The sequence below is a fragment of the Anaerococcus vaginalis ATCC 51170 genome (genome assembly GCF_000163295.1).
Classification (GTDB): Bacteria; Bacillota; Clostridia; order Tissierellales; family Peptoniphilaceae; genus Anaerococcus; species Anaerococcus vaginalis.
This window is the reverse complement of the sequence record NZ_GG700527.1, coordinates 151,180-167,444: the sequence shown is the minus strand read 5'-3', so window position 1 is coordinate 167,444 and position 16,265 is coordinate 151,180. Positions and strand designations below refer to the sequence as shown.

At 30.2% G+C, this 16,265-nt stretch carries 9 protein-coding genes; all 9 read right to left on the bottom strand.

The features are described from left to right. Positions 1-17: 17 nt before the first annotated feature. A complete protein-coding gene (locus HMPREF0078_RS00905) occupies positions 18-8,264 on the bottom strand; it encodes an InlB B-repeat-containing protein (protein ID WP_039920350.1) in 8,247 nt (2,748 codons plus the stop codon). Between the two features lie 165 nt (positions 8,265-8,429). Then, positions 8,430-9,656, bottom strand: coding sequence for a diphosphate--fructose-6-phosphate 1-phosphotransferase (locus tag HMPREF0078_RS00900; protein WP_004838132.1), 1,227 nt, complete (start codon positions 9,654-9,656; stop codon positions 8,430-8,432). Positions 9,657-9,781: 125 nt separating this feature from the next. Next, positions 9,782-10,369, bottom strand: coding sequence for a ribonuclease H1 domain-containing protein (locus tag HMPREF0078_RS00895; protein WP_039920349.1), 588 nt, complete (start codon positions 10,367-10,369; stop codon positions 9,782-9,784). Between the two features lie 5 nt (positions 10,370-10,374). Continuing rightward, positions 10,375-11,820: an alpha-amylase gene (locus HMPREF0078_RS00890; protein ID WP_004838130.1), complete on the bottom strand. Its 1,446-nt coding sequence runs from the start codon at positions 11,818-11,820 to the stop codon at positions 10,375-10,377. Beyond that, a complete protein-coding gene (gene deoC / locus HMPREF0078_RS00885) occupies positions 11,821-12,462 on the bottom strand; it encodes a deoxyribose-phosphate aldolase (RefSeq protein ID WP_004838129.1) in 642 nt (213 codons plus the stop codon). It abuts the gene before it with no gap. Beyond that, positions 12,452-13,552: a PP2C family protein-serine/threonine phosphatase gene (locus HMPREF0078_RS00880; protein WP_004838128.1), complete on the bottom strand. Its 1,101-nt coding sequence runs from the start codon at positions 13,550-13,552 to the stop codon at positions 12,452-12,454. Before HMPREF0078_RS00880 ends, deoC begins: the two co-directional genes overlap by 11 nt. 774 nt (positions 13,553-14,326) lie before the next feature. Then, on the bottom strand, positions 14,327-14,668 hold the full coding sequence (rplQ, locus tag HMPREF0078_RS00875) for a 50S ribosomal protein L17 (RefSeq protein WP_004838127.1): 342 nt from the start codon (positions 14,666-14,668) through the stop codon (positions 14,327-14,329). A gap of 9 nt (positions 14,669-14,677) precedes the next feature. Continuing rightward, the gene (locus HMPREF0078_RS00870; protein ID WP_004838126.1) at positions 14,678-15,631 is read right to left on the bottom strand and encodes a DNA-directed RNA polymerase subunit alpha; all 954 of its coding nucleotides are present in this window, start codon (positions 15,629-15,631) and stop codon (positions 14,678-14,680) included. Between the two features lie 33 nt (positions 15,632-15,664). Continuing rightward, entirely contained in the window at positions 15,665-16,258 is a 594-nt protein-coding gene (gene rpsD, locus HMPREF0078_RS00865) for a 30S ribosomal protein S4 (protein WP_004838125.1), read from the bottom strand. Positions 16,259-16,265 lie beyond the last annotated feature (7 nt).

Here is a 16,265-nt window from a genome sequence, read left to right as displayed (position 1 = left end):
TAGGGTTAGGAAAAATTTTACTTATTTTTCTTTTTTAGGATAAATAATCCAATTGTGCTTAGTCCAATTGTTGATAAATAGAATCCTAAATTGCTTTCAATTCCTGTTTTTGGCATTTTTGTGCCTCCAACATTTGAACCTTTTTTATCATCTCCACTTACTTTTTGTAATTTAACATCTTTTTCTTTATCCTTTTCATTGCTAGAACTTGGTTTTTCTACAGAAGGTTCTGTGCTTGATGGATTGGATGGTTGTGGTGGATTTGTTGGTTCTTGTGGTTTAGGATCTGCTTTTTCAATTTTTTCATACAAGGCAGTTACTATTATATTATTATTAATTACTGTCTTATCATCTGTATCCCATCCTTTTACTTTGTAATCTGTTTTTGCTACAATTTTTGGATGAGCAATTTCTGCTAAAGTTTTTCCAGCTTTTGGATTTACATAATATTTTGTTATTCCTTCAAGATCTCCATGATCTCCTTTTTCAAAAATCACTTCAACATATCCATGAGGTTTATCATTAATATTACCATTTCCATCAACTTCTGGAATTACATCAGGAAGTTTAGCAAATGTTCCAGTAACTATTTTATTTTCTTTGTATTGAACAAATTGTATTGTATCAAAATCCCAACCATTAAATGCGTATCCAATTTCAACATTTAAACTTGGAGGTGGAAGAATAACTTCTTTTTCTGGATTTACATAGAATTTTGTAATTTGTCCATCCATTATTGAGCCACCTTCGCCTTGTGTTACAAAAGAAACTTCAACATATCCTTCTACAGGTTCAGTGCTTACATCATTCAATTCATTGAAATATGCTGTAATTGTAGTGTCAACGTTATAAACAGTTGGCTTACTTGTATTATCAGGATCCCATGATCCAAATTCATATCCAGTATTTGGACTTGCTTGTGGGAATTCCAAAGTTACTTCTTTTGTAGGATTTACAAAATATGATAATTGTCCACTTAGACTTCCATGACCATCAGTTGTAAAATCTACTTTTACATAGTCTTTTGGCTTTTCATGATTTCCATCATTTGGAATCACATCATCAATCGCCTTTGAGCTTGCCCTTACAACTATATCTTTATCTTTTATTTCTAAAGTTTTTTCTTGATCCCAACTTACAAATTCATAACCCAAATGTTCTCCAATATTTGGCCATTTCAAATCACTTAATTTGACATTTACATTTTTCTTTACAGCATAATTTTGTGTGCCATCCAAATACAAACCATTATCATTCGTAAATGTTACGCTTACATAGCCCTCAGGTATTTCTTCTGGATCAGGAATAATATTTTTCTTGGTTTCTTCTATTTGCCACGCTTTAAGACTATATTTTGCTATTATTTCTGTGTCTTTTTCGAATTTTCCTGTGATTTTTTTACCTTTTTCCCATTTTCTTGGTTCGGTGTCTTCTTTTTCTCTCCATTCGCTAAATTCGTAGCTGTGGCTATCTTTTTCACTTTTTACTTCTATTCCTGTTGGATCTTTTTCTGGAATTGTTACTTCTACATCTCTTCTTACTCTGTAGTATGATTTTTCTTTGTTTACTGCTTTGTCTGTTGGATTTACTGTTACTAGGATGTAATCTTTGTAGTCTTCTCCTGGAATTGTATTTTCATCTGGTACTTCTTTGATTGTATCTAATACTTTTACTGGTACGTCTACTAAGAATACTTCTCCTGTTTTGTAGGTTACTTTTACTCTTTGGTAATTTGTGTAAACTTTCTTTGTTGGATCTGTTGGATCATCTATTTCTTTTTCTGGATCTAGAATTTCTTTGCTTACGTCTGGTTTTTTATCTATTAGATAATAAGAGTCAATTTCTGCAACTTTTCCACTGTTTCCAATTTTTCCAGCTTTTATTTTTTGTTCGTATTCTTCTAAAGTTGGATAATTTCCTACATAGGTTGTTATCATCTTCGCACTTGGTTCTTGTGCTAATGGTGTAAACTCTTTGCTATATCTTGCTGTGACGATTATTTTTTTGGTTATTTCTGTATTATCGTCTGTATCCCATCCGTATTTTTCGTATCCATTGTTTGCTTTGATTTCTGGATGCTTAATTTCTTTTAATTTTTTTCCTGCTTTTGGATTGACGTAGTATTTTGTTATTCCTTCTAAGACTCCGTGTTTTCCTTTTTCAAAGATTACTTCTACGTAGCCTTTTGGTTTGTCGTTTGGTTTTCCATCTTCGTCAATTTCTGGGATTATGTCGGCTATTTTTTCAAATGTTCCTTTTATTATTGTTTCTTTTTCTGTATATTGGGTTAGTTTACTTGTATCTTTATCCCATCCTTTGAATTTATAGCCTATTTCTGTTTCTAGCTTTGGCGTTGTTACTATGACTTTCTTTTCTGGATTTACATAGTAGGTTTCTACTTCGCCTTCTTTTATTTTTCCACCTTTTCCTTCTATTTGGAATGTTACTTTTACGTAATCTTTTATTGGTGTTTCGCTTACATCATCTAGTGCTTTAAATTTTGCTGTGATTGTTGTATCTTTTTCATATTTTGTTGGCTTGTTTGCATCTTTGTCCCATTCTTTAAACTTATAGCCTATATTTGCTTTTGTTTCTGGAACTTCTAGTGTTACTTCTTTGGTTGGATTTACATAGTAGCTTGTTTCTCCTTCTAGTGTTCCATTTCCGTCTGTTTTGAAGTCTACTTTTACGTAACCTTTTGGTTGTTCTTCGCCATCTTTTTTTGGTATTACATCTTTTAATGGGATTGATGTTGCATTTACAACTATGTCTTGATCTTTTATTTCTAAATCTTTTTCTTTATCCCATTTATCGAATTTATATCCTACTTTTTCTTCTATTTGTGCCCATTTTATATCTTTTAATGTTATTTCAAGGTTTTTCTTTACGAAATATTCTTGGATGCCACTTAGTGTTAATCCATCATCACTTGTGAATTTTACACTTACATAACCTTTTGGTTTTTTTTGTGGATTATCTGGATCATTTGGTATTACATTTTTCTCTGGTTTTTCTTGTTGCCACGCTTTAAGACTATATTTTGCTATTATTTCTGTGTCTTTTTCGAATTTGCCTATGATTTTTTTGTCTTTTTCCCATTCTCTTGGTTTTGTATCTTTTTCTTTCCATTTGGTAAATTCGTAGCTGTGGCTTTCACCGTTTTTACTTGTTACTTCTATTCCTTCTGGATTATTTGATGGAATTGTTACTTCTACATCTTTTCTTACTCTGTAGTATTTCTTTGTTGGATCTTTTGCTTTGTCTGTTGGATCTACTGTTACTAGAATATAATCTTTGTAGTCTTCTCCTGGAATTGTATTTTCATCTGGTACTTCTTTGATTGTATCTAATACTCTTACTGGTACGTCAACTAAGAATACTTCTCCTGTTTTGTAAGTTACTTTTACTCTTTGGTAATTTGTGTAAACTTTCTTTGTTGGATCTGTTGGATCATCTATTTCTTTTTCTGGATGTAGAATTTCTTTGCTTACGTCTGGTTTTTTATCTATTAGATAATAAGAGTCAATTTCTGCAACTTCTCCAGTTTTTCCGATTTTTCCAGCTTTTATTTTTTGTTCATATTCTTCTAAAGTTGGATAATTTCCTACATAGGTTGTTATCATCTTAGCACTTGGTGGATATACAATATCTTTTGGTGTTTTTGAATATCTTGCAGTAAGCACAGTTTCATTTTCAAAAATATGACGATTTGGCATTTTGAAATCATCTTTATCTTCCAATGAATCCAAATCAGCTGTCCATTTTTCAAATGTCCAGTCATTTTCTCCTTCTGGATCATTTTCTGGAATTCTTACTTGAGCTTTTGGATTTACATAATAAGTTTTTGTTTGTTTATCTTTAGCCTTATTTGTTGGAACTACATCAACTTTTACAAAATCTTTCAAAAATTCGTCGTCTTGAACTATATTTGGTTTAGATTTACTATCCAATGCCCTATATATATTTTTGTAAATTTCTACAGGAATTTCAAAATCTTTGTAAGTATCATTTTTGAAATTAACCCTTACTTTAATTGAATCTTTTTTAGGTTTAACATCACTTGGCTTATTATTATAAGCTTCATCTTCTTTTACCTTATCATAGATTTTTTCTTTTTCTAAGACTTGATAATCTTTATATTTTTCAAGCTTAATTAAATCGCTAATAGATTCTTCTATTTGGGCATTTGTTGGCATAAAGTCATTAATGAAGTTTCCGCCGTCATCTTTTGATGATTCAAAAACTTTAATAGGTTTTACTTCTGGATATTTATCTTCTATAAAGTCAATTTCAAATTCATAATTGTGTTTTATAGAAGTATTTTCATCAAGTAAACCTCCTAATTCTTTTCCACCTTCTCTTCTTCCACTCCATGAACCAATGTTGTAATTTTTATCTGGAGTAATTTTTATGCCATTTTTCTCTTCATCTGTTGGTACAGGAATATTTTTGAAATTCAAACCATCGATTACATCATAATAAATTTCTTTTATTTCCTTGCCATCTTTGTCTGTTCCAAATGAACCATTATCAAGTGCCTTAAAGGTAATTCTGTGATAGCCCTTAGGTATTGGTGTATTTGGATTTTTTGTTTTTAGAACTCTGACATCTTTATAATAGAAATTAACATCCTTTGTATTTTTTATTCCATTAATACCATTTAGTTCGTGAGTGTATTCGTTAATATCAAAGAATAATTGAGTTTGTGGAGGACTTACTAATTTGAAACCTCTTATTTTTCTATAATTTACAGAATCAAAGTGTCTATTTCCATTTAAAACTTCTTCAGGTTCTATTACATTTTCAAAGTCTTTTTGACTTCCAACAGTTTCAAAACTATCTTGTCCATCTTTTGCTAGTAGATAATTTACTGTATATTTTCTATAACGATAAGGTCTGTAGTAGAAGTGGAATTGATTTTTAAAGTCTAATTTTATTGGTTGTTGTGGATTTCCATCATCATCATATGTTGTATTATCGTCTTCAGCTTGAACAACTTGGTTTTGATAATAAGAATTTTCTCTTTCCGTTTCTTCTTTATATTTTTCGTATTGATTTTTTGTATCTTCATTTACATTTTTATTATCAAATTCATCATCATTAGCCAAGATGTAATCTTCGCCTTGCATAACACCATAAGCTGTAGTGTTTGTTTTAACTCTTTGATTTTTTATTACGCCATCAACTAATTTTACTTCATTAAAATCTTTATCAAGCAAGTGATGGTAGACTTTTACATCAACTAAACCATTTTTTACCCAAATTGCTCTAAGATGAAGATCTGATATAATTTCGTTTCCAAAAGAATAAAGTCTTGGAACACCATATTTATCTTTATAAGAAGTATCTTCACTTCCATTTTCATTATAAGTTACAAGCTCCCAGCCCAAGAAATCATAACCATCTCTTTGTGGTTTTGGTGGCTCTTTTATTGTCATTCTATTTGCTACATCAAATACTTGAGTATTTCCTTCATTTTTAAGTTTTTCAGGAGATTTGTATGGAACTTTTCCAAATTCAGTTGATATTTTAATTCTTTCGCCATCTTTGTGAGTTGCAATATCTTTTTGTTCAATAGAATTAATTTCTCCATCATTTGGATCAAGATTTGGATCAAATTTTACCTTATAATTTTTGTCAGGTTCGCCCCATTTTGCATAAAGGACAACATCATAATTAGGCATGTTAGCGTCAGCATCATCTAGCTTAGACTTTAACTCTTTTATTTCATTTTGTAACTTAAATTTCTTTTCTTTGTCATTTGAATTTTTTTCAAGCTCTTTATATTTCTCAGCAATTTGAGATTCAAGTTTCTCAGATTCTTTAATAGTATCCTTAATAAGCTTGCTACCTTGAGCATCCAATGCCCAACCCTTAAATACATAATTATCAGGAAGATTTTTAGGCTTATCATCTTCTGTAAGCTTATAATCTTCATCAAGATTTAATTTTCTAAGAGGAAGATCATAATATACATCAGATATAATCGCATCTTTACCATTTGAAAATTTCTCTCCAGAAAAATCAGCATGTGCATTTACATCTGATGGATCTTTATCAAGATATAGTGTATATTTTTCACGTTCATAAGTAAATGCAAAGCGGTATCTCTCAATGTCCTTGAAAGGAACTCCATTAATTCCTTTTTCACCTATAGGATCAAAGAAGGATTTTTCATCCGTTGATCTATCTTTCTCATATTCAGCTAATTTTTCTTTAAGTTCATCAAAAGTGTATTCTGTAAGTCTTTCTGTATAGCCTTTTTTCTTTGCAGGACGTTGAAGTACATCGTCATAAGGATCAATTCCCTCATATTTAGGTTTAAATCCTACAATACCTGGAGAAGGATATTCGTATTGAGCATTTGTGTCAATTTTTGTATATGACATATCTGGATTATAGTGGAGCTTACCGTCAAAGCCCTCAAACAAATATTCCATATAGTAGATAGCAAATTGATCCTCTGCACTTTGACAAGGTCCAAGAGAAATAGTTCTTTCAGGTAGGACTTCTCCTGTTGAAGTTGAGTGAGTTGCAGGTCTTACATCTGGACCCCATTCACTAGTAAAATCTCTGTCTATAAAATCTTTTGATGTTAGCCAGTATGGTGGAGTATCAAGATATAGACTTTGATCTTCATTATTATTATTTTCTGTATTTAATTGCCAGCCTATAAAACTACGATTTGGATCAAAGTCAACTCCGCCTTTTTCTATAAGCCACATATCATTAGGCCATTTTGTCAATCTCTCGCCAAATTTCGCTGTAAATTTATATGGTTTGTTCACTTCTTTTGTAGAATCATATTTTCTTCCATCAGGAAGTACCATTTTTGCTTCTTTAGCTGGAAAACCTTCTTCAGGACTATCAATGCAGAATTTTTCAAATAGCATTGTATATGTTTGACGATCATAGTAAATGTTATAGGTAGTTGAGCCATCAGAATGAACTTTTTTTACAAGAACTTTACTTGATCCATCATCATTTTTAACATTTTCTGTATTTTCTTCTTTTATTTTTTTGGTATTTCTAACATAATATTTATTAAGTTCTTTTTCTTTTCCCTTTTTTGTAAGATCTTTTTCTATTTCAGGGAATTTGAAACCTTCTGGTAACATTGAATCTAAATTTGGACGAGAGCCTGTGTCTGCATCTTTTATTACTTTTGCTCCTATAAAATCATAGCCATCAGATTCAGCTTTTTGAGTCCAAAATTGAATCTTATAATCTGCTGTTGGTTCTTCTTCCCAAACTGCAGTAAAGATGATGTTTTCTGATGGCATTGCATCTTTTAGACCATCTGGATAATTTTTCATATCTATAAGATCGCCTTTTTTTATTTTTGTGCCATCAGAAGTTTCTATATCTTTATTAGACTTCCATCCTTTAAAAACTGACCCATCTTTTGTTGGTTTGTAATCAAAATATGGAATAGTTTGACCATAATATAGAGTCATATTTGGTACATAAGATCCACCATCCGTATCAAAATCCAATTGGAAAGTTTTTCTATTGTAGTGATAAATTAAAGGAGTTTCACTTGCATTTTCTGGAACTGTTACCTCAAGATTATTTTGTTCTGGTTCGAATCCTTTTGCATATTTTTCACTATCTTCTTTATTTAGTCCTGGAATTTTAAATTTATCTCCAGTTTTTGCCTTATATTCTTTGATTAATGGTTCTTTTTCACCATTTGGATTTTCATATTTTTCATGATCATATAAGTTTTGAAAAATATATTTTACTTTAATATATTTTTCTTCTGGTTCATATTTATAATCATGATTTCCATAAAACAAAAAGCTCGCTTTTTTTGTATCTTTGGCATTATTTTTTACAAAATCATAAGTAACATCATAGGAATCAATGCCATTTGGTTTTTTGTAGCCTTTTACTTCAGGCAAGTTTATTTCTTTTAAAACTTCTGCCCTTTCTTCTGGACTTGCATTTTCTCCTACGCTTGCTATATATGGTTGAAAAATAATTTTATCCTTATCTAAACCGTTTTCTTTTACACCAATTTTGTAATCCCACCTATAGGTGTAAATATTTGGATATTTTGGATTTTCTAATTGTTCATCAATATCCTTGCTTTCATCAAGCTCAGTAGGTTTTTTTACAATATTTTCATTTATCTTGTCGATATAAATATCATCGCTATCGTCATCACGTTTTGTATACGACGCCAAAGCTATATTTGTACCGAGCAAAATAATAGCTAGTAATAGTGTTAAAATAATTTTTTTATTCTTTTTACTTTTCACTAAAAATACCTCCTTTTTTTTACTATATTATTACTTCAATTATATACTAATAATCAATGAAATAAAAGCCTTTTACAAAACATTTACATATTTGCGAAAAATATTACCGCAAAAAAAATCAGCACAAGATTTATTCTTTATGCTGATTTATTTTTATAAATTTATTTAATTATTTTTTGTAAAATCTTCCAATTTTATATAATCAAAAATTCCATCTATAAATTCTTGGTATATTTCTCCTTTTATTAATGGAAGAGTGTAATTTGTAATTTTTTCTTTTAAAATCTCTCTTGATTCTAGCCATTCTTGTGGTATTTTTTTCTCTTTGTTTGCTATATTTGATGGTTTTGTTGTAGAATATTTTACTTTGTAATCCTTAGAATTTTCTCTTTTTAATATAGGAACTAGATTTGTTTTTTCCTTCCCATATTTTATTGTCAAATATCCCAATTGGTAAGCCTCATCTGAATCGGTTTTTGAAATTAGAAAACTTGTTCTTTGGACAATATTTAATTCGACCGAACGAGTTTTTACTTTTAATTTATCGTGAATATAGTCTGAAATTTTTAAGCCAATGCCTGCAATTATTGGATGATTGAAGCCTTTATCAAATGATTTTTGTTTTTCATTTAAAAGTTTTCCATCTTTGTCCATAAATCCTTCTGAAACTGCTATTAGCAAATTATTATCTTCCTTGAATTTTTCTTTAATTTCTTTTTCTATATCATCTAATGATTTTTTATCTTCTGGAAGATAGACTAAATTTACTATATCTTTTTTTCTTTTATAATTTGCAAGATATGAAGTTGCTGTAAGCCAGCCTGCATTTCTTCCCATAATTTCTACAAAGGTAACTGATTTTATTGGATAAATATCGCAATCAAGCCTAATTTGTCTTAGGGCAGAATTTACAAATTTTGATGCTGATGCAAAGCCTGGCGAATGGTCCATTTCGCACAAATCATTGTCAATTGTTTTTGGACAACCAACTACATTTACCCAATCAATCTTATTTTTTTCTATGTAAGAATTGAGTTTCATAACTGTATCCATTGAATCATTTCCACCAATATAGACAAAAGTCGAAATTTCATATTTTTTTAAATTTTCAAAGATTTTTTTGTATTGCCAATCTTTCAAGTCATCACTTAATTTAAAACGACATGATCCAAGAATAGAAGAAGGTCTTTTTCTAAGCCTTTCATTTGCATTTTCTTTTTCAAACAAATCTTTGTCAACTAATTTGATATTTTCACTTAAAAGCCCTTCAATTCCATTAAGTGAAACAAATACATTTTCAAAATCAAAATCAATCCCAGCTTGGATAGCACCAGCCAAAGAAGAATTAATAACAGCGGTGGGCCCACCTGACTGACCAATTAAACAATTCATATATCCCCCTTAAATTTTTATCCTTATATATAGTACCATTTTATTTAGAAATTTTAAGGCGAAAATAAAACAGAAAAGCTTTTTAACTTTTCTGTCTATCTTATTATCTTAATTTATTATAAATTTTATCCTTCTATCCCCAAGGATTTTTTCGCCAAGGCATCAGCCATATCGTTGTATTTGTCGTTTGAGTGAGCCTTTACTTTTATAAAGTGTACGTCGATTTTTTTCTTTGCTTTTTGGAAAAATTCGTAGTATCTTTTTGTAAGTTCGTTATTTCTTTTCCAATCTCCTCTTGCCCAAGATTCTATTCCTTGGTAGTCGTAATGGATATAGATTGTTTTTTTGCCTTCGGATATTGCCTTGTTGATTGCTCCAACACTTGCCTTTACTTCTCCTGCAACATTTCTGTGGATATGAAATTCGTCATCAAAATCCTTGTAGATTTCTTCGATTTTTTCGTCTGTTATGTAGACAATTCCCACGCCATATTTTTTATCTTTTTTGGAATATGAACCATCAATGTAGGCTATTACTGAATCTTTGTCAGCTTTTATTTCAATATTTTTATCTTCTAGAAAATCTTCTGCGTCTTCTTTTTTCTTAAAAGATTTGTAGATTGCTCCCTTGTAACCTTTTACTTCTTTTAAACACAAATCCCAGGATGTATATATCCCAGGATTTCTGCCTTTTTTTACTGCGTAATATTTCATTTGTTTTAATTTTCCTTTGCTGCCCAATATGAAACTGAACCAGGTCCAACATTAAAAATTCCGTTTCCATTTTCATCGATTGTAACTTCGTTTTTGTTGTTGCCTGACAAATCTACATAGGTTTTTCCGGCTTCTTCTTCGCCTACAAACATTTGTTTTTCAGCCATATCTCCTATGGAAATCAAAACTGCAAGGGAAGATGTTTTATCATCTGTTCTTCTTACCCAACCTACAACTTGTGGATTATCAAAATAATCATCTTGATCGCCAAAAGAATATTTTTTTCTTACATCAAGCATATTATCAATCATTTCTTTTAATGGATCTTTTTTGATTTCTCCTTTTAAACCATAATAATCTCCTGCAAATATGCAAGGATAGCCGTCTTTTCTAAATAAAATTAAGGAATAGGCTATTTCTTTAAACCAATCTTCAACCCAAGAATCCAAAGACTGACCTGGTTGGGAATCGTGATTATCTACAAAGGTTACTGCTTGTAAAGGATGATTTTTGACAATTGTGTTGTTAAAAATATTTCTCATATCATAATTTCCATTTGACTTGCTCGCCTGTTCAAAGTGAAAATGAAGTGGCACATCAAATAAGTCTATTTTCCAATCAGTATCATCCAAATATCCATCAATTTGACCTTCGTCATATTGCCAATATTCCCCGAAAAGATAAAAATTATCTTTCTTTTTTTCCATTATATGATTTGATAAATCATAAATAAATTCGTCAGAAATGTGCTTTAATGCATCATATCTAAAACCATCAACTCCAGTTTCTTCCATAAACCAATCAACCCATTTAAATATTTCTTCTCTTACTTCTGGATGGGAATGGTCTATGTCAGCGTTCATTAGATAATCAAAATTTCCTTTTTCATCACTTACGCCATGGTCCCAATATTTTCCTTCTCCAAGGACTCTAAATATTGCTTTTGTGTCGGTATTTGAATCGTAATCAACTCCTGTAAAATGATAATAATGCCAAACAAAATCTGAATATTTACCAGCTCGTCCTGGAAAATCAAATCCAGTCCAAGCCTTAATTTTCATATCTTCTGATACGTCTTTTCCCCTGTTATTTTGATCTACCATTCTCGCCATAAATTCTTCTTCAAAATCGGCGTTTCCCTTGTGATTTAAAACAACATCGGCATAAACTTTTATATTATTTTTGTGAAGTTCATCAATTGCTTCAAGAAGTTCCTTTTTTGTTCCATATTTTGTTCTGACTGTGCCTTTTTGGTCGAATTCTCCCAAATCCCACAAGTCATAAATTCCATATCCAACATCTTGATCGCCTCCGCCCTTACACATTGGTGGAAGCCAAAGAGCATCAATTCCAGCATCCTTTATTTTTTTTGCATTTTCCTTCAAAAAAGCATAATAGCCTCCGTCAGCGGGACTGTCCCACTCGAAGGCTTGCATCATAACATCGCTCATTTATTTTTCCCCTTCAACGATGGCAATTGATGCTGAACAACCAAGTCTACTTGCTCCAGCATTTATCATTTCCATTGCCTCATCATAGGTATGGATTCCTCCACTTGCCTTTACTCCCAAATCTTTTCCAACAGTTTTTCTCATAAGAGCCACATCTTCTTTTGTAGCTCCACCCGTAGAAAATCCTGTAGAAGTTTTTACAAAATCTGCACCAGCTTCTTTGGAAAGTTCGCACACTTTAATTTTTTCTTCATCATCAAGTAGGCAAGTTTCAATAATAACCTTTAAAATTTTATCGCCACAAGCTTTTTTAACTTCTTTTATATCTTCAAGAACATAATCATAGTCTTTATCTTTTAATCTTCCAACATTAATTACCATATCAATTTCATCTGCCCCATCTTTTATGGCATCTTCTGTTTCAAAAACTTTAGCCTTTGTAGTCATTGCCCCCAAAGGAAAACCAATAACAGATGTAATTCTAATATCCTTATCCATATCTCTAATCATAGAAACATAAGAAGAATTTACACAAATAGATTTAAAATTATATTCTAAAGTTTCTTCTACAATCTTTGTAACTTCATCTTTTCTTGCATCAGCTTTTAATAAAGTGTGGTCAATATATTGATTAATTTTCATTTTTTTCTCCTTTGTAATCGATTAGGGCAAGACTAATATCATCATCTTGTTCGCCCCAAGTAAATTTTTCCAAATCCTCTAAAATAGAATCAAGATTATTTTTATTTTTTAATTTTTCCATCAATCTTTCAACAGAATACTCGTTTTTTTCAATATCCTTACTTTCAATAACACCATCAGTATAAAATAAAATCCTGTCTTTAGGATGAAGTTTAATAGTAACTTCTTGGTAAATATTTTGCTCAATAATATTAGAAATCATCCTACCAGAAACAACAAGTTTATTTACACGATTTTTATTTTCAATAAGATGAAGAGGTGGGCAATTATGTCCAGCATTAGAAAAAGTAAGGCTATCATTTAGGCTATCAAAAATTCCAACCCAAACTGTAAAATACTGGGATGAATTCATATCAAGTTTTACAAACTTTTCCCTAAGTTTTTTCAAAACTTGACCTGGAGAATAATCACTATGTCGTTCAAAAATTCCGCTTATAGATAATTTTACAAACATGGTCATAATAGAAGATTTAACCCCATGTCCCATAACATCGGCAATATAAAAGGCATACTTATTTTCATCAACCTTAATAATATCAAACAAATCCCCCGAAAGATCATTTGATGGAATATATCTTCCCTCAAGCTTTATATCCCCATAAGTTTTATTTTTGGGCAAAATACTCGCTTGAATTTTCCTAACAAACCTAATATCTTCAAGCATCTTTCTATTTGCATTAAAAAGGTCAACTTTCATCCTAGATTCGCTAGTTATATCCCTATAAACTTCAATAATTCCCATAAATTCATTGTCATTATAAAGGGGAGAAGATTTAATAGAATAATATTTACCATTAATGAGTTTTTCCTCTTCAATTGTAGTATTTTTAAAAATATCAGCCTTTTCACTAAGTTTTTCTATATCAATATTTTGCTCAATGAGCGACCTGTCAAGATGAATATCTCGTTTCATTTTTTCATTAATAAAAACAAGCCTACCATACTTATCAAGTATCCTAACCCAGTCATCCATTGAGTTTAAGACATAGAAATTATCATCCCTAAATTTTTCTATATTCGCCTTACCCATAAGAACCTCTTTATAAACATTTATTCTCTTTTTATGGTAACATTTATAAGATATATTTTCAATTAATTAACTAAACTAATGAAATTTTTAATATAAAAATTATTAACAAAGACTAAAATTTAAAGAAAATATCGATAAAAAGAAAGGCAAAATTAAAAACTAAATCCAAAAATAAAATCCATAATAAAAATCTAAATCAGATACAAAACAAATTTGATAATAAAACTCTAAAAGAAATACAAAACAAAATTCATTATAAAACTCTAAATCAGATACAAAACAAAATTCAAAAGCAAATATTATAAAAATATTAACAAAGCATTGTAACTTAACATAAAATCTAAAATAAATTTTAAAATACCATTTACAATAAAATCTAAATTAAATTTTAAAACCCATTTATAATAAAATCTAAATTAAATTATAAAACTACATTTATAATAAAATCTAAATAAACCTATCTAACTCCGTTGATAATGAATCTATATGTCATTAGCCAATCTATATTTAAAATTTTTATATTAATTTAAAATATCCTTTACAATAAAAGTAAATTAACTTATTTAAGTCCGTTGATAATGAATCTATATTTCATTTGCTAATCTATATAAAATATTTATATTAAATTTAAAATAGACAAAAATTTTCATTCTAAAATAGAAGACTACTATCCAAAAATAAAAATCAAATTTTAATTCTTCATTTTATTTTGAAAATTAAAATTTCCCACAAAAAAAGCACCTTATTTTCATAAGATGCTATAGAGTAAGTTTATTATACAAGTTCTATTATTGCTCTTTCGGAACCATCGCCTCTTCTTGGTCCTAATTTTAATACTCTAGTATATCCACCGTTTCTATCTTCATATTTTGGTGCAATTTCGCCAAATAATTTTTGAACTGTAGATGGTTTGTATATATATTGAGCTGCTTGTCTTCTTGTGTGAAGTGTATTTTTCTTACCTAATGTAATCATACGATCAGCCATTTTTTGAGTTTCTTTTGCTCTTGTTAGGGTAGTAGTAATTCTACCATTGTCTAACAAAGAAGTAACTTGATTTCTAAGTAGGGCATTTCTATGATCTGTTCTTCTACCAAGCTTTCTTTTATTAGCCATCATATCCTCCTATTCTTCTCTTAAACTAAGTCCTAAACTGTGGATTTTATCAATAACTTCTTCTAGTGATTTTTTACCGAAGTTTTTGATATCCTTTAGCTCAGATTCACTTTTTTCTATTATCTCACCAACAGTATTATATCCTGCTCTTTTTAGACAATTGAATGATCTTAATGAAAGATCTAATTCCTCAATAGTTTTTGATAATTCCATTTGATTATTGTCTTCTTCAATTTCTTCAATTTCTTCTTCCTCATCTTCTGGTGGGAATTGTTGACCTGGTAGGTCTTTGAAAAATCTTATATCTTCCATCAAAATTGAAGCGCCTTCTGATAAGGCTTCTTGTGGAGTGATTGTTCCATCAGTCCAAACTTCAAGAATTAATTTATCATAATCAGTAGACTCACCTACTCTAGTATTTTCAACTGTAAAGTTTACGCTTTTTACTGGTGTAAATGATGAATCTATAGCTATTGCTCCTATTGGGTCGGTATCCTTTTTGTTTTGTTCAGCTACCCTATATCCTTTACCATCTGTAACATCAAGGGCAATAAACAATCTTCCTTTATCATTAACTGTTGCAAGATAATGATCTGGATTTGCCACATCTATTTGGGCATCTGTTTTTATATCTTTAGCTGTAACAATTTTAGGTCCTTCTATATCTAAAAATAGTGTTATATCTTCTTTAGTATGTTTTTTAATATCAATACCTTTGATATTTAATATTAATTCAGGTACATCTTCTACAACTCCAGGAATTGTGGAAAATTCGTGTAGTACCCCGTCTATAAGAATCTTTGAGACGCTAGAACCAGGTAAGGATGATAAAAGCATCCTTCTCATACTGTTTCCTATGGTTGTACCATAGCCTCTTTCGAGTGGATATAGGACAAATTTACCGTAATTAGTTTCTTCGTCTATATCTAAAATTTCAATCTTTGTATCTAATTTTTCTATCATTGTATCTCCTTAGTTCTAACAATTTAACTAATTCTATTTAGAATAGAACTCAACAATCATACGTTCTTCTACAGGTATATCAATATCTTCTCTTGTTGGGAAGTTTGTAACTTTTACCTTTAAGTTTTCCAAATCTGAATCTAACCATGAAACTACTCCAAATGATTGGTTTGTTTCTTTGATAGCTTTAAATAATTGGCTTGATCTAGATTTTTCTTTAACTTCAATAACATCTCCTTCGTTTACAAGAATTGATGGGATGTCAACACTTTTTCCATTTACTAATAAATGTCCATGTGTTACGATTTGTCTTGCTTCTCTTCTAGTTCTAGCAAGTCCAGATCTAAATGCTATATTGTCAAGTCTTCTTTCACAAAGGATAATTAGATTTTCACCTGTTTGTCCTTGCATTTTTGAAGCTTTTTCATAATAACTTCTAAATTGTTTTTCACTTACTCCGTAGATGAATTTAGCTTTTTGTTTTTCCCTTTGTTGCATACCATATTCACTAAGTTTTCTTCTTTGATTAGAGTTTGTTCTTTTAGATTCTCCTGAGTAACCTAAGTATGCTGGGCTGATTCCTAAGCTTCTACATCTTTTAAATATTGGATCTCTGCTTACTGCCATAGTTTCT